The 14,710-nt window shown below is 60.6% G+C and carries 14 protein-coding genes; 2 read left to right on the top strand and 12 right to left on the bottom strand.

Going from position 1 to position 14,710, the window contains the following annotated elements:
* Window positions 1–127 precede the first annotated feature (127 nt).
* Together H4V96_RS01515 and pnuC are read right to left on the bottom strand one after the other, a co-directional pair.
* Window positions 128–1,534, bottom strand: a complete 1,407-nt coding sequence (locus H4V96_RS01515) for an IS66 family transposase (protein WP_280720658.1) — start codon at window positions 1,532–1,534, stop codon at window positions 128–130.
* A gap of 126 nt (window positions 1,535–1,660) precedes the next feature.
* Window positions 1,661–2,272, bottom strand: coding sequence for a nicotinamide riboside transporter PnuC (gene pnuC, locus H4V96_RS01510; protein ID WP_010394670.1), 612 nt, complete (start codon window positions 2,270–2,272; stop codon window positions 1,661–1,663).
* Window positions 2,273–2,490: 218 nt separating this feature from the next.
* Between pnuC and H4V96_RS01505 the strand changes: the two genes are divergently transcribed.
* Complete coding sequence (locus H4V96_RS01505) at window positions 2,491–3,252, top strand: transporter substrate-binding domain-containing protein (protein WP_010394668.1); 762 nt, start codon at window positions 2,491–2,493, stop codon at window positions 3,250–3,252.
* 34 nt (window positions 3,253–3,286) lie between these two features.
* On the opposite strand, the gene bla is transcribed toward H4V96_RS01505, so the two are convergent.
* Entirely contained in the window at window positions 3,287–4,231 is a 945-nt protein-coding gene (gene bla / locus H4V96_RS01500; RefSeq protein WP_196856265.1) for a subclass B3 metallo-beta-lactamase, read from the bottom strand.
* Window positions 4,232–4,443: 212 nt separating this feature from the next.
* Window positions 4,444–4,839, bottom strand: coding sequence for a dihydrofolate reductase family protein (locus H4V96_RS01495; protein WP_280720657.1), 396 nt, complete (start codon window positions 4,837–4,839; stop codon window positions 4,444–4,446).
* Between H4V96_RS01495 and H4V96_RS01490 the strand changes: the two genes are divergently transcribed.
* Entirely contained in the window at window positions 4,831–5,148 is a 318-nt protein-coding gene (locus H4V96_RS01490) for a hypothetical protein (protein WP_280720656.1), read from the top strand. The genes H4V96_RS01495 and H4V96_RS01490 overlap by 9 nt on opposite strands.
* A 7-nt stretch (window positions 5,149–5,155) precedes the next feature.
* On the opposite strand, the gene H4V96_RS01485 is transcribed toward H4V96_RS01490, so the two are convergent.
* The 8 genes from H4V96_RS01485 to H4V96_RS01450 form a co-directional block, all read right to left on the bottom strand.
* Window positions 5,156–5,833, bottom strand: a complete 678-nt coding sequence (locus H4V96_RS01485; protein WP_010394662.1) for a type 1 glutamine amidotransferase domain-containing protein — start codon at window positions 5,831–5,833, stop codon at window positions 5,156–5,158.
* Window positions 5,834–5,855: 22 nt separating this feature from the next.
* Entirely contained in the window at window positions 5,856–7,013 is a 1,158-nt protein-coding gene (locus H4V96_RS01480) for an iron-containing alcohol dehydrogenase (protein WP_070345867.1), read from the bottom strand.
* 87 nt (window positions 7,014–7,100) lie between these two features.
* A complete protein-coding gene (locus tag H4V96_RS01475) occupies window positions 7,101–7,703 on the bottom strand; it encodes a TetR/AcrR family transcriptional regulator (protein WP_010394658.1) in 603 nt (200 codons plus the stop codon).
* 135 nt (window positions 7,704–7,838) lie between these two features.
* Window positions 7,839–8,618, bottom strand: a complete 780-nt coding sequence (locus H4V96_RS01470) for an enoyl-CoA hydratase (RefSeq protein ID WP_280720655.1) — start codon at window positions 8,616–8,618, stop codon at window positions 7,839–7,841.
* A 94-nt stretch (window positions 8,619–8,712) separates the two neighbouring features.
* The gene (locus tag H4V96_RS01465) at window positions 8,713–9,909 is read right to left on the bottom strand and encodes an acetyl-CoA C-acyltransferase (protein WP_010394649.1); all 1,197 of its coding nucleotides are present in this window, start codon (window positions 9,907–9,909) and stop codon (window positions 8,713–8,715) included.
* Between the two features lie 60 nt (window positions 9,910–9,969).
* Window positions 9,970–10,467 (bottom strand): YiiD C-terminal domain-containing protein, encoded by a 498-nt coding sequence (locus H4V96_RS01460; RefSeq protein ID WP_280720654.1) that lies wholly within the window; start codon window positions 10,465–10,467, stop codon window positions 9,970–9,972.
* Window positions 10,468–10,478: 11 nt separating this feature from the next.
* Window positions 10,479–12,878 carry a 3-hydroxyacyl-CoA dehydrogenase/enoyl-CoA hydratase family protein gene (locus tag H4V96_RS01455; RefSeq protein ID WP_196856267.1) on the bottom strand — a complete coding sequence of 800 codons (2,400 nt, stop codon included), beginning with the start codon at window positions 12,876–12,878 and terminating at the stop codon, window positions 10,479–10,481.
* 14 nt (window positions 12,879–12,892) lie between these two features.
* The gene (locus tag H4V96_RS01450; RefSeq protein ID WP_010394642.1) at window positions 12,893–14,695 is read right to left on the bottom strand and encodes an acyl-CoA dehydrogenase C-terminal domain-containing protein; all 1,803 of its coding nucleotides are present in this window, start codon (window positions 14,693–14,695) and stop codon (window positions 12,893–12,895) included.
* Window positions 14,696–14,710 lie beyond the last annotated feature (15 nt).

Here is a 14,710-nt window from a genome sequence, read left to right as displayed (position 1 = left end):
CCGGGCGGCGTAAAAACAGGTAAAAAGACTAAAACGCAACATAAAAAACACCGGTAAGCGGGGAAAGGCCACTATATCCCGGTGTCTTTATGGTGTGAACGAATTAAAAATTGTGACTGTTCAGCCGCTATGCGGCAAGCGGGATAGGATTACCGTTGAAGGCCCGGAGCAGAACCTCAAGCATGCCATGGCCTTGCTTGCGTAGCGTGTCGAGACATGAGCGGATGACGCAGAAGTTGTCGGCGCCGATGACGGTTCGGAAGCAGCCGGATATTTTCTGCTTCACCTTTGGCATGCGCACGGCGCGCTCCCCAAGATTGTTGGTGAATGGGACGGCATGGTCGGTGATGAACAGCAGGACGGCGTCGGCATGGAGCCGGAAGCGTTTGAGCAAGTTGAAGGCAACCGACTGTTTGACTGGCCCTTTCCTCCCGGCGCTCTTGACTGCTTCTGGATTAAGTTGCTCGCCTTCGTTCACAATCGAATCGTAAAGCGTGCGGAAGGCGGCGACATTGTCGGCGCTGAACATCGTTTGTTTTTGCCGGGCTGCCTCACATAGTTTGTTCGCACTCAGTAGCAAGTTCGTCATCGCGTCGGGCCATGTCTGCCCGGTGATTTCTTTCACGTACACCAGCTCGCGTAAAAGATGGGCATTGCACAAGGCATGAATGGACTCATCGAGCTTCCAGTACGGCGCCCAGCAGTCATGCACCAGGACGCCTGCGCGCTTGGACAAGATGCCGTGGGCCTCGATGGCCTCCATGCCGCGCTTGGTGTGCACGCCATACCAGGTCAGCGTTTCGTTGGCTGCGATATGGAGCCAATGAAGTTTTCCGGCAACGCGCAGACCCGACTCGTCGGCGTTGACAAATGCAGCAATGCGCAAGTTGTCGGCAATCTGGTTGGCCGTGTCCTGCAGCGCGGCCCGCGCCTCGCCCACCCATGCCACGAGCGTGCCGGGAGAAATCGACAGGCCATAGATATCGTGAAGCAGTTCTGCGGTACGGGCGAAGGGCAGCATTTGTCCTTGGGTCAGATGGACGCCCAAGGCCTTCACGTTCGGGCCGTACTGCACGACCTCAGAAACGGCGGCAGGAAAGGCGCTCACATGCACTTGCCCGCAGCTGCACGCCACTTCAAGCGTGCAGTGCTCGACGACATCGAACGAACGCGCGGGCACATCAAAGACCTGCCTGCGCTCCACCACCAGTGCCTCGTCAAGCGGCAACGGTCGTTGACAACGATTGCATTGCGATGGCAATGGATGGCGAACGGTATCGGTCGGCTCGGCGACCCGCTTGAGCGTCGTCCCTTTGTGGCCATCTTGCGCGCCGGCCTTCTTGTCCGATGTCCCGCGCAACGACCGCGTCTTCTTTGCAAGACCATCGGAAGACGGCGGCTTACTCGAATTCTGGCTGTTCATTCCCAGCCGCGCCTCGACAGCGTCGAGGCGCGCGAACAGCGCGTCGATAAGCCTGTCCTTGTCCTGTTCGGACAGATGCGTAAGGTCGGGGCGGGGCGGTTTTGGTGGCATGCACGCATGATGCGTTATCCACGATTCGTTTACAACAACTTTCTACGCTGTACGCTCAGGCTGAATAGTCACTAAAAATTTATTGTATATACGATTTTGAATCTAAGGATTTAACATTTGGCAATATCAGGCATCGGCGATTGTCGCAGATGACGCCGTGGGCGCCGTGCGCGCCAGTGCCGCGCGGCGTGCCTGCATGCTCCACCCGTACCAGGAAATCAGGGCATTGACCCAGTAAGCCGCATACAGGACTGCCGTCAGGTGCAGGCCACGGCTGTAGTAGAGCGGCACGGCCACCGTGTTGACCAGCAGCCAGAAGGCCCAGGTTTCGATGCGCCGGTTCATCAGCAAGAATTGCGCGATGATGCTAAATACCAACACTGCAGAATCGATGAAGGGTGCATAGGCATTCGTAAAGCGGTGCAGCAGCATGCCGTAAATGACCACGGCGGCAATACCGGCCGGCACCACCCAGGCCAGGCTGCGCCAGCCCGTGCGCCTGATCGGCAAGGGCTGGCCACCGGCACCGCGCCGCCATTGCAGCCAGCCGATGACGCAGGTGACGATGAAAAACAACTGCAGCATCACGTCGGCATACAGATTGACCTGGAAAAACAGTACAGCAAATAACACGCAGCCAGCAAAGCCAATCGACCAGGAATGAATATTATTGCGTCCGGCCAGAATGATGGAGGCGGTCATCAGTACATTGGCGGCGATCTCGAGCGGGGCAGTCAAGCGGTCTTCCTTTGCGGGCAGTAGCGGTAGCGCACCACTACAGCCGATTACACCATACAGTATTCACGGCGCCGGGCGGCGGCACATAAAATCGTTAAAAGCGTGCAAAAATCAAGTAAAAACACTGCTTTATCGGTCAAGTAGACCCTAAGCTCTTGACTTCCACGGGCATTCTGTCAAATTGAACATTAGTGTCACACCTTGGAAACACCTCTCGTATGCGCAAGCGCCATTTCTTATTTTTGTCAGTGCTCGGCATCTGCGCCCTGCCCGCCCTGGCCTGCCGCATGACGATGGCGCTCGAGCAATGGCCGCCCTACCTGTATCGCGATGCCCATGGCAAATATACTGGGCTGGACCTGGAATTGGTACAGGCTATTTTCAAAGAAGCGCGCTGCACCTTGGTGACGCTGCCGGAACTGCCCACGGTGCGGCGCCAGTTGCTGTTCCAGAAAGGCGAACTGGACATGCTGCCCGCCGCCTCCTACACATCGGAACGCCAAACGTATGCGCGTTTCAGTGTGAGCTACCGCGACGAAACCGTGGGCATCTTCGGCAAGGCCGGCAGACCCGCCGTGCAGCATCCTGCCAGCAGCTTCGGCCAGCTGACGCGCGGCGCGTCCACCCTGCTGGCACCCAAGGTGGGCTGGTATGGGGCCGACTATGAAGCAGCCCGCATAGCACTGGAACAAGACGGCCGCCTGCATACTTTCGGCAGCTTCCACCAAGGCATCCTCATGCTCGACGCGGGCCGCGCCGAACTGCTACTGGGCGACGTGCTGGCCGTGCGCTATGAAGCACGCCAGCAAGGCGTGGCCCTGACCGCCCTGCCTTTCCTTGCCTTGCGCGCCCCCATTCACCTGATGCTCAATGCGCGCAACACTAGCGAGGCCGAGCTGGCGCGCCTGAACGCAGCCATCGTGCACCTGGAGCACCGCGGCGTACTGGCGGCGATACGCGCCCGCTATGAAACGCCATAGCGGCGATCAGCCCTCGATACTGACGACAATATTGTTACTTTGTCGCCTGCGCTTTTTCTTGTGCGATGCGCGCATCGAGCTTGGCTTCATTTTTGGCCGCGTAATTGCTGCACGCTTGCACATCGATGAAGGGATTCGGCGTGATGCCTTCCAGCAGTTGCGTCAGCTTGCGCTCGCCGTCGGAGTGGTCGGGGTGGGCCGAGATCAGGATATCGCACGGCAGCCTGGCAAAGTCCTGCATGACGCGGCGAAAGGCTGGCGTCAGGTCCGCATGGCGTTCATCGGCCAAGTAGTGAAAATCGTCGGCCGCCACCGGCGTGAGGCTGGCGCCAAACACCATGTTCAAGCATTCCTTGCGCTGGGCATCCTCGCACGACACCCAGGTCCAGCTGGTGCTGCCCGGCGTATGGCCCGGCGTGTAGCGTGCCGTGATGCTCACCTCGCCCAACTGCAAGATTTCGCCATCGGCGATCTCGCGCACGTTCTCCACGGCGGGCATGGCGTCGATTTCGCCCGCTTGCGGATCCTCAGCGAGCACCGCGCCCGCGCGTAGCGCCTGCGCTCCCAGCGGGCTCGCGACGACTTGCGCGCCGCTGTCGCGGGCCAGCGCGGCAATGCCGCCCGAATGGTCGAAATGCGCTTCCGTATTGAGGATGAACTTGATGTCTTGCAGGCGAAAGCCCAGCTCGAGGATATGCTCCTTGATGGCGTCCACCGATTGCGGCAACGCGCCATCGATCAGAATCAGGCCATCGCGCGTATCGATCAACACCACGCTCAAGCCCCCCACGCCCACGTAATAGGTGTCGCCATGGATGCGCGCCGGTTGCTGCGCGCGGTTCCACTGCGCCGCGTAAGGCGAGGCAATCGGCTGCGTCAGAGGGTCGATCGCGGGCGTGGCGGCATGCGTCGCCAACGGCAGCGCCATGGCGGCCAGCGCAAGGCTCAGCAAGGTCTTGGGGATGAAGAAAAGCGGCATGCGGCTCCAGGAGTAAGTATGAGGAAAGCGATGCCATAGGGTAACGTCGCCAGCGTAGCGCGGTCAAGCGGGCGGACGCAGCAACTTGCGCTACGATAGAGGCCGAATGATTGCCGCATCGTGTGCAATCGCTGCGGCGACAAGCGGCCAGACGGTACGCGGGGAAACGAGCGCTTTGACACCGGCTTCATCGTCGAACTCGCCCACACGGTTTAACTTTTTGAATAAGCCAGCTGCACCACGCCGCTGGGCAGCTGACGCGTTGCGTCCAGGCGCCAGTTGCTGCGCGGCAGCGCCGCATCGAACAGACGCACGCCCTTGCCCAGCACCACAGGCAGCATGGATAAGGTCAAGCTGTCGATGACGCTCTCGTGCAAGCCGACGCGGATGACGGCGCCACCATCGAGATACACGTGGCGGCAGCCTTCCGCTGCCAAGCCGGCCAGCACCTGCGCCACGCAGCCTTCGCGGCGCTCTTCCCCATGGCGCGCCACGAAAGCGCGATGACTGAGCACCACCACGCGCTTGCCCGCATACGGCCAAGGTTCAAAGCCCAGCACGGCATCATATGTACTACGGCCGATCAGCAAGGTATCGACTTGCGCCATCAAGGCCGTATAGCCGGTGGCGTCAGGCGAGTCGGGCGCCAGCTCGGGCTGTGCGCGCTGTACCTGGAACTGATCAGCGCCACGCCCTATTTCGTGCGCCTGATGGCGCGCGCACTGGTAACGCAAGGCGATGTAGGCGAGCGCTTTTCTGCGCTATTCGAGTTGGCCCTGGAAGGCCTCGGCCTGGACAAGAAAACCCGGCTGCGCGGGCACGATACACTCGTCGATTTCCTGCACGGCTATGCACTGGCGGGCATGGCCGCCGGAGCATGCACCACGCTAGTGCGGCCTGCTCGCAGGCCGCACTAGGCGGTTATCAGGCCAGCAGCTTGAGCAGCGCCTGGGCAGCCGCTTCCGACGACGCAGGGTTCTGGCCGGTGACCAGCAAACCATCGGTGACGGCGTACGGCTGCCAGTCAGCCAGCTTGGAGTAGACGCCACCGTTTTGCTTGAGCATGTCCTCGACCAGGAAAGGCACGATGGTGGTCAAACCCACGGCATCTTCCTCGGTATTGGTAAAGCCCGTCACCTGCTTGCCGCGCACCAGCGGCGTACCATCCAAGGCCTTCGCGTGGCGCAGCACGCCGGGCGCGTGGCAGACGGCGGCAACCGGCTTGCCAGCGGCGATCATTTGCTCGATCAGCGCGATCGAGTGCTGGTCTTCGGCCAGATCCCACAGCGGGCCATGGCCACCCGGGTAGAACACGGCGTCGAAGTCGGCCGCCTTCACTTCGGACAGCTTGCCGGTGTTGGCCAGCACGGCTTGCGCAGCAGTATCGAGCTTGAAGCGGCGCGTGGCCTCTGTTTGCGAATCCGGCTCGTCGCTTTTCGGGTCCAGCGGCGGCTGGCCACCGTTGGGCGAAACCACGGTCAGCTTGGCGCCAGCTTCCTGCAAGGCATAGTAGGGCGCGGCAAATTCTTCCAGCCAGAAGCCGGTTTTCTTGCCGGTGTCACCGAGTTGATCGTGCGAGGTCAGTACCATCAGGATGTTCATGTTGTTTCCTTTTATGTCAGGGTTACAGTGCTGCTTCGAGGATACGGCGACTGCGCGCGAGGTCGATATCGCGATGTTCGCCAAGAGAGGTCATGCCATGTGCTTCCAGTTGCTGCAATACCGCTTCCACCGCTTCCTGGCCCAACTGGTAAGCGGACAAGCGGGTCGGGATACCCAGGCCCTCAAAGAAGGCGCGGGTGCGGGCGATGGCGGCGTCGATGCGCTCCTCTTCGCTACCGCTGGTGATATGCCACACGCGTTCTGCATACTGTAGCAATTTTCCGCGCTTGTGCTCGCGCTGCACGTCCAGCAGTGCCGGCAGCACCAAGGCCAGCGTGCGCGCATGGTCGATGTCGTACAGGGCCGTCAGTTCATGGCCGATCATGTGGGTAGCCCAGTCCTGCGGCACGCCGGCGCCGATCAAGCCATTCAGGGCCAGGGTGGCCGTCCACATCAGGTTGGCGCGGGTGGCGTAATCGTCGGGTACGGCGACTGCCTGCGGGGCAATCTCGACCAGCGTCTGCAGCAAGCCTTCGGCAAAGCGATCTTGCACCATCGCCTGCACCGGATAGGTCAGGTACTGTTCCGTGGTGTGGACAAAGGCGTCGACCAGGCCATTGGCCACTTGCGTGAGCGGCAAGGTGAACGTTTTGCTCGGGTCGAGCACGGAAAATTGCGGATACAGCAGCGGATTGCGAAAACTCAGCTTGTCATGCGTGGCTTTTTTCGTCACCACGCCGCCGCAATTCATTTCCGACCCCGTAGCCGGCAAGGTCAGCACCGTGCCAAACGGCAGGGCGCGCTGCACATTGGCACCGCCGCGCTCGGCGATTTCCCACGGCTCGCCGTCGTACAAGGCGGCGGCGGCGACGAACTTGGTGCCATCGATCACGGAGCCGCCACCGACGGCCAGCAGGAAGTCCAGCTTGTCGCCACGCACCTGCGCCACGGCGCGCATCAAGGTTTCATAGCTGGGATTGGGTTCAATACCACCAAACTCCTGCACACTGCGCTGGCCCAGCGCGGCCCGTACTTCGGCCAGGGTGCCGGTCTTTTCCGCGCTGGCGCCGCCGTACAGGATCAGCACGCGCGCATCGTGCGGCACCAGGGTGGACAATTTGGTGACAGTATCGGCACCGAACACGATACGGGTCGGGTTATGGAATTCAAAATTTCTCATGCTGCTGCTCCTTTATTATTAGACTGGTCGTCTATAGTGCAGTTCAAAAATACGCGAACAAGCATCATCCGCGCAGAGGGTGCCCGCTTAGTGATCGGGCGGCAGTTGCAGTATGGCCAAGGTCGCCTGCAAAGCCGTCTGCAAGGCGCTGGCGTCGCGCCGCAGCTTGGTCAGCATGGCCGCGCCCAGCCACAGCTGGTACAAGGTGGCGGCCATCTGCGCCGGATCGACAATCGCAGGCAGCGAACCATCCACCCTACCCTGCGCCATGCACAGGGCCAGCCTGGCGATGATGCGGTGGGTGCCGTCGAGTAGCGCCACGCGCATCGGTTCAGACATGTCCGCCACTTCGCTGCTGAGCTTGACCACCAGACAACGGCAGTCGCAGCCGCTGCCATCGAGACTCTCGCTGGTCCAGCTGGCCCAATACGCCATCAGCGACTGTGCCGCGCTCTGGCCCGGTTGACCCAGCAGCACATCCATATCGGCCAGATAGCGGGTCACATAATCTTCCAGCATAGCCTCGCCAAACAATTCCTTGGACTTGAAGTAATGGTAGAAGGACCCCTTGGGCACATCGGCGGCCGACAAAATCTCGTTCAGCCCCACGCCGGCAAAGCCCTTGCGCGTGATGATGGCCTTGCCTTGGTCAATGATGTGCTGGCGCACGTCGGTGTATTCAGCTTTCATGCGATGATTGTAGCACAATTAGACCAGTCGTCTAAATTTAATTTAACCCCAAGAAAATGATGGGATCAGCCCCTCAGGACCGCTGACGCAGAGGCTTGCGCTAACGGGCGCGGGGGTCTGCCCCCGGCACTCAGTTTAGGCAAACTTCTTGAAATCCGGCTTCCTCTTTTCAAAGAAGGCCGTAAACGCTTCCTTCGCTTCGGCGCCACCCAGCATGGCGCTGAACAGTGTGTTTTCTTCCACGATGGCTGTTTTCATCGGTTCCATGCGGCTCTGCTTCATCAGGCGCTTGGTGGCACGGATCGAGGCGGCGGGCAATGCCACCAGTTTGGCGGCCTGGCCTTGCGCAAACGTCATCAATTCGTACAGGGGCACGACCTTCGACACCAGACCCATTTCCAGCGCTTCGCTGGCCGGGAACGCTTCGCCCAGCATCAGCTTTTCCGCTGCGCGCGGGTAGCCTGCCAACTGCGTGAGCAGCAGGCTGGAGCCGAATTCCGGGCACAGGCCCAGCTGCGTGAACGGCATCGAGAAGCTGGCATTGTCGGCCGCGTAGACGAGGTCACAGTGCATCAGCAAAGTGGTGCCGATGCCGATGGCCGGGCCGGAGACGGCAGCGACCACGGGTTTGCTGCTGCCATACAAGGCGCGCATGAACTGGAACACGGGACGGTCATGATCGAGCGAGCCATCCTTCGGCCGCGCCGTCTTCATGAAGTCATCGAGGTCATTGCCAGCGGTGAAAATCTCGCGCTTGCCGCAGATCAGGATGGCACGCACGCCATCATCGGTCTCGGCCGCCACCAAAGCGTCGGCCAGGGTCTGGTACATGGCGCCGGTGATCGCATTCTTGCGTTCCAGGCGGTTGAATTCCAGGGTGAGGATGCCCTCGCTCTTGCTGCACAAAATATCCATGTCGTCTCCAAAAAGATAAAGGGCGCCGAGGTATCCCCAGCGCCCAAGCTTTGACCAATCTTATCTGGCCTCTTGCGTCACGACGCCTGTGTCATCAAACGCGCTCGAAGATGCCGGCGGCGCCCATGCCGGCGCCGACGCACATCGTGACCATGCCGTACTTCTGCTTGGTGCGCTGCAGTGCGTGGATCACGGTAGCGGCGCGGATGGCGCCCGTCGCGCCCAGCGGATGGCCCAGGGCGATCGCGCCGCCCATCGGGTTGACCTTCGATGGGTCCAGGCCCAGGTCGCCGATCACGGCCAAAGCCTGTGCGGCAAACGCTTCGTTCAGCTCGATCCAGTCCAGCTGGTCTTGCGTGATGCCGGCGGCGGCGCACGCTGCAGGGATCGCGAATTTCGGACCGATGCCCATGATTTCGGGCGGCACGCCGCGCACGGCGAACGAAGAGAATTTCGCCAGTGGGGTCAGGTTGTGTTCGCGCAGGATTTTTTCGCTGACGATCAACAACGCACCGGCGCCGTCGGACATCTGCGAGCTGTTGGCGGCCGTGACGGTGCCCTTGGCGGCAAATACGGGTTTGAGTTTGCCCAGCGACTCCATCGACGAATCGGCGCGCGCGCCTTCGTCGGTGTCGACGGTGCGACGCGTCACATCAACTTGGCCGGTGGCCAGGTTCGGCGTGCGCGTGATGATTTCCACAGGCGTCGTTTCCGCCTTGAAGAAGCCCGCTTGCTGCGCGGCGATGGCGCGGCGGTGCGATTCAACGGAGAACGCGTCCTGCTGTTCGCGCGACACTTTCCATTGCTGCGCCACTTTCTCGGCCGTCAGGCCCATGCCGTAAGCCATGCCGATGTTTTCATCGCTGAACATGTCCAGGTTCATCGATGGGTGGTGGCCCATCATCGGCACCATCGACATCGACTCGATGCCGCCAGCGATCATCACGTCGGCTTCGCCCACGCGGATGCGGTCAGCGGCCATGGCGATGGCCGTGATGCCGGAGGCGCAGTAACGGTTGACGGTTACGCCACCCACGGTTTTCGGCAAACCGGCCAGCAGCACCGAGTTACGCGCAATATTGAAGCCCTGCTCCGCTTCCGGGAACGAACAGCCGATGATGGCGTCGGTGATCAGCGCTGGGTCGAGGCCAGGCGCTTGCGCCAGGGCCGATTGCAGCACGCGCACCAGCAGGTCGTCCGGGCGGGTGTTTCTGAACATGCCGCGCGGCGCCTTGCCGATCGGGGTGCGGGTTGCAGAGACGATATACGCGTCTTGAAGTTGTTTGCTCATTTTGTTCTTTCAAAGATGTTGAACGAAGTTCGTGTTCTGTCGAATGTCCGAAGTGGCGCTCTATCGCTTCTGCGACAAATACCAGTCCACCGTCACCTGCGCCGCCAGCGTGCCTTCGGAGTCGAAGATATCGACTTCCACGGGAAACGCCACCTTGCCGTCCTGTGCCAGCTGCGCCTTCAATGCAGCCAGGTCGCCCGGTACCCGGCCTTCGGCGCGTGTCGCGCCCCGGGCCACCTTCTGGTACTGAATGCGCGACTCCTTGGCCACCGGGCGCAAACCCAGAATCAGCTCGGCGAAGCCGCCAGCCATGGCCGCGCCGGAAGCCGTTTCGGCCAGGGTGAACAAGGCGCCAGCATGCTGCGTTCCCAGGTGATTATTCAGTTTTGGATCTTCCGGCATCGACACCTTCGAGATGCCGGCGCCGATGTTGTCGATGCTGATCCCCAGCAGCCGCACGAAGGGCAAGGTGTCCATCATCTGTTGTTTGATACGGTCATACACCATGCTTGGCCTCACGCGCAGTACTACTTTAAATACCAACGACAGGATCATCATCGACCTACGGTTTAGTTGCGTACCGGCTTACCGGTCTGCATCATGCCCATGATCCGTTCCTGGGTTTTCGGATGATTCAACAGCTCCAGGAATGCCTTGCGTTCCATATCCAGCAGCCACTGTTCGCTGACGAAACTGCCCTGGTCCACGTCGCCGCCCGAGACGATCTCGGCGATCATTTCGCCGAGCTTGAAATCGTGCGCCGAAATGAAGCCGCCATCACGCATGTTGACCAGCTGCGCCTTGATGGTGCCCCAGCCGTAACGGCCCGTGACCTGGATCAGCGACGGCAGTTGCGCACGGAAGCCCGCGTCGAACATGGCGCGCGCTTCGACCTTGGCCACGTGCAGCAGCTCGTAGGCGTTGAACACGATCACGTCGTCTTCTTTCAGGTAGCCCATCTTCTTCGCTTCCAGTGCCGACTTCGACACGTTGGCGGTGGCCGCATTGGTGAAGCCGGTTTTCAGGAATTGCAGGATGTCGTTGCCCTTGGCTTCCTTGTAGGCGCGCTGCGCCGCTTCCTTCAAGCCGCCACCGGCAGGAATCAGGCCTACGCCCACTTCCACCAGGCCGATGTAGGACTCGATCGAGGCCACGCGCTTCGATGCATGCAGCGCCAATTCGCAACCGCCGCCCAGCGCCAGGCCGGCCACTGCGGCGATCACCGGCACGTTCGCGTATTTCAGCGACATGAAAGTGTTCTGCAGTTCGGCGATGATAGGATCGACGGCTTTCACGCCGCCTTGCATGAACGCTGGCAGGGCCGATTGCAGGTCGGCGCCGGCCGAGAAGGCGCCGCCTTCGGCTGCGTCGGCGTGCCAGATCACCAGGCCCTTGAAGTTCTTTTCCGCTTCGGCCAGGGCCAGTTTCAAGCCATTGATGACACCTTCGCCGATGACGTGCATCTTGGTCTTGAACGAAATGATCAAGACGTCGTCGCCCGTATGCCAGACGCGCACGGATTCGTCTTCGAAGACGGTGGTGCCAAAGGTCTTGCCGTCGATGGCGCCGCTGCCCAATACTGGCGCGCGGAATTGCTGACGGTCGTACACGGCCAGCGACGAACGTGGCACGAAGCTGTTCGACACGGCCGAGTAGGACCCTTCCGGCGTATGCACGCCGCCTTTTTCAGCGACAGGACCTTCGAATACCCAGGCAGGCAAAGGTGCATTGCACAGCGCGTGACCAGCGTCGATGTCTTCCTTGACCCAGTTGGCCACTTGCAGCCAGTTCGATGCCTGCCACGTTTCAAACGGACCGACGTTCCAGCCGAAGCCCCAGCGCATGGCGAAGTCGATATCGCGCGCATTGTCGGCCACGGTGTCGAGATGAATGGCGATGTAATGGAAAGCGTCGCGGAAGATCGCCCACAGGAACTGGCCTTGCGGATTGGTCGATTCGCGCAGCGCCTTCATCTTCTTGACCGGATCTTTTTCTTTCAGGATGCGGGCGATGATGTCGGCAGCCTTGGCGCCACCAGCCACGTATTCACCGGTGGCGAAATCGAGGCGTTGAATTTCTTTGCCGACTTTCTTGTAGAAGCCCGCGCCACTCTTCTGGCCCAGCGCGCCTTTTTCCACCAGCTTCGCCAGCACGGCCGGCGTCTTGTAGACGGCAGCGAACGGATCGTTCGGCAGGTAATCCTGCATGGTCTTGATGACATGACCCATGGTGTCCAGGCCGACCACGTCCGCCGTGCGGAAGGTGCCCGACTTGGCGCGGCCCAGCTTGGCGCCGGTCAGGTCATCGACGACGTCCACCGACAGGCCGAATTTTTCAGCTTCGTGCACGATGGCCAGGATGCCGAACACGCCAACGCGATTGGCGATGAAGTTCGGCGTGTCCTTGGCGCGGACCACGCCCTTGCCCAGGGTGGTGGTCAGGAAGCCTTCCAGCTGGTCGGCAATCTCTGGCTTGGTGAACTCGGTCGGGATGATCTCGACCAGGTGCATATAGCGCGGCGGGTTGAAGAAGTGCACGCCGCAGTAGCGCGATTTCAGGTCGGCATCGAAGCCTTCAGCCAGCTTGGTGATCGACAGGCCCGAGGTGTTCGAGGCGAAGATTGCGTTCGGGCCGATGTGCGGCGCGACCTTTTGATACAGCTCGTGTTTCCAATCCATGCGCTCGGCGATGGCTTCGATGATCAAGTCGCAACCGGCCAACAGATCGAGGTTGTCTTCGTAGTTGGCTACCTGGATCAGCGCGGCGTCATCCTTGTTGCCCAGTGGCGCAGGCGAGAGTTTTTTCAGGTTCTCGATGGCGCGCAGCACGATGCCATTCTTTGGACCTTCCTTGGCCGGCAAGTCGAACAGCACGACCGGCACTTTCGCGTTGATGCAATGGGCGGCGATCTGCGCGCCCATCACGCCGGCGCCGAGGACGGCTACTTTTTTAACGATGAAATTAGTCATATTTTCCTCAAGTCTTAGAACAGGTCTGCGTCGAGTGCCATCAGGTTGGCCGAACCGGAACGCGCCTGACGAATCAGGGTTGCCGTCTCAGGCTGCAAGCGGGCGAAGTAGAAGCGTGCGGTAGCCAGTTTGGCGACATAGAACTTATCGCCTTGTGCCTCGGCAGCCGCTGTCTTTTCCAGGGCGATCTTGGCCATCTGCGCGAACAGGTAGCTATAGATCATGTGGCCGACGACGCGCAGATAAGGTACGCATGCAGCGCCCACTTCGTCCGGATTCTGGAACGCCTTCATGCCAATTTCCATGGTCAGCTTGGTGACTTTGTCGCCCAGGTCGCCCAGTGGGGTGACGAATTCGCTCATCGCTTCATCGGTGCCGTTGTCTTCCACGAAAGCCTTGATCTTTTCGCCGAACTTGCGCAACTTGGCGCCGTTGTCGCCCAGAATCTTGCGGCCCAGCAGGTCGAGCGACTGGATCGTGTTCGTGCCTTCGTAAATCATGTTGATGCGCGCGTCGCGCACGTACTGCTCCATGCCCCATTCCGAGATGTAGCCATGGCCACCGAACACTTGCATCGCCTCCGATGTAGCGATCCAGGCATTGTCCGTGATGAAAGCCTTGACGACAGGCGTCAGCAGCGCCACTTCATCGGCAGCTTCCTTGCGCACGTCGGCGTCAGGGTGGTGCAGTTCGCGGTCGATCTGCAGCGCCACGTAGGAAGTGAAAGCGCGCGCGCCTTCGGCGTAGGCTTTGCCCGTCAACAGCATGCGGCGTACGTCAGGGTGCACGATGATGCGGTCAGCCGGCAGTTCCGGGTTCTTGATGCCGGACAGCGAACGCATTTGCGTGCGGTCCTTGGCGTAGATCAGCGCGTTCTGGTAGGCCACTTCGGTCAGGCCCAGCGACTGCATGCCGACGCCCAGACGGGCTGCGTTCATGAAGACGAACATGGCGTTAAGGCCCTTGTTCGGCTGGCCGATGATCCAGCCTTTCGCGCCGTCCAGGTTCATCTGGCAGGTCGAATTGCCGTGGATGCCCATTTTTTCTTCGATGACGCCGCAGGTGATCGGATTGCGCTCACCGATCTTGCCATCGGCGGTCGGCAGGAATTTCGGCACCAGGAACAGCGAGATGCCTTTCGAGCCTTCCGGCGCGTCCGGCACGCGGGCCAGCACCAGGTGTACGATGTTTTCCGCCATGTCGTGCTCGCCGGCCGAGATGAAGATCTTGTTGCCGGTGATGGTCCAGGAACCGTCCGCCTCAGGCAGCGCTTTCGAGCGCATCAGGCCCAGGTCGGTACCGCAGTGCGATTCGGTCAGGCACATGGTGCCGGTCCATTCGCCCGACACCAGTTTCGGCAGGTACACTTCCTTCTGATGGTCGGTGCCGTGTTCCTTCAGGCACTCGTAGGCACCGTGCGACAAGCCCGGGTACATCGACCAAGCCTGGTTCGACGAATTCAGCATTTCATAGAACGAATTGTTCAGCACCACTGGCAGGCCTTGGCCGCCGTATTGCGGATCGCAAGCCAATGCTGCCCAGCCGCCTTCGACGTACTGCTTGTAGGCTTCCTTGAAGCCCTTGGGCGTGGTGACGTTTTTCGTCACCGGATCGTGCTTGCAGCCTTCGCGGTCGCCGGAGTGGTTCAGCGGAAATAACACTTCCGAAGTGAACTTGCCGCCCTCTTCCAGCACCTGATTGATGATATCGGCGTCGACGTCGGCGTACGACGGCAGTTGTTTCAGTTCTTCTTCGACCTTCAAAAACTCATGCAGAACGAATTGCATATCCCGGATTGGCGCGACGTATTGACCCATTATTTTCTCCTGAAA

The organism is Janthinobacterium sp. CG_23.4, from assembly GCF_029892305.1.
Lineage (GTDB): Bacteria > Pseudomonadota > Gammaproteobacteria > Burkholderiales > Burkholderiaceae_D > Janthinobacterium > Janthinobacterium lividum_D.
This window is presented reverse-complemented; position numbering and strand designations above follow the sequence as displayed.

Coding starts and splice junctions, on each gene's coding strand:
- H4V96_RS01515 (WP_280720658.1), bottom strand. CDS start 1,534: ATGCCACCAAAACCGCCCCGCCCCGACCTTACGCATCTGTCCGAACAG.
- H4V96_RS01505 (WP_010394668.1), top strand. CDS start 2,491: ATGCGCAAGCGCCATTTCTTATTTTTGTCAGTGCTCGGCATCTGCGCC.
- bla (WP_196856265.1), bottom strand. CDS start 4,231: ATGCCGCTTTTCTTCATCCCCAAGACCTTGCTGAGCCTTGCGCTGGCC.
- H4V96_RS01495 (WP_280720657.1), bottom strand. CDS start 4,839: ATGGCGCAAGTCGATACCTTGCTGATCGGCCGTAGTACATATGATGCC.
- H4V96_RS01485 (WP_010394662.1), bottom strand. CDS start 5,833: ATGAACATCCTGATGGTACTGACCTCGCACGATCAACTCGGTGACACC.
- H4V96_RS01480 (WP_070345867.1), bottom strand. CDS start 7,013: ATGAGAAATTTTGAATTCCATAACCCGACCCGTATCGTGTTCGGTGCC.
- H4V96_RS01475 (WP_010394658.1), bottom strand. CDS start 7,703: ATGAAAGCTGAATACACCGACGTGCGCCAGCACATCATTGACCAAGGC.
- H4V96_RS01470 (WP_280720655.1), bottom strand. CDS start 8,618: ATGGATATTTTGTGCAGCAAGAGCGAGGGCATCCTCACCCTGGAATTC.
- H4V96_RS01465 (WP_010394649.1), bottom strand. CDS start 9,909: ATGAGCAAACAACTTCAAGACGCGTATATCGTCTCTGCAACCCGCACC.
- H4V96_RS01460 (WP_280720654.1), bottom strand. CDS start 10,467: ATGATGATCCTGTCGTTGGTATTTAAAGTAGTACTGCGCGTGAGGCCA.
- H4V96_RS01455 (WP_196856267.1), bottom strand. CDS start 12,878: ATGACTAATTTCATCGTTAAAAAAGTAGCCGTCCTCGGCGCCGGCGTG.
- H4V96_RS01450 (WP_010394642.1), bottom strand. CDS start 14,695: ATGGGTCAATACGTCGCGCCAATCCGGGATATGCAATTCGTTCTGCAT.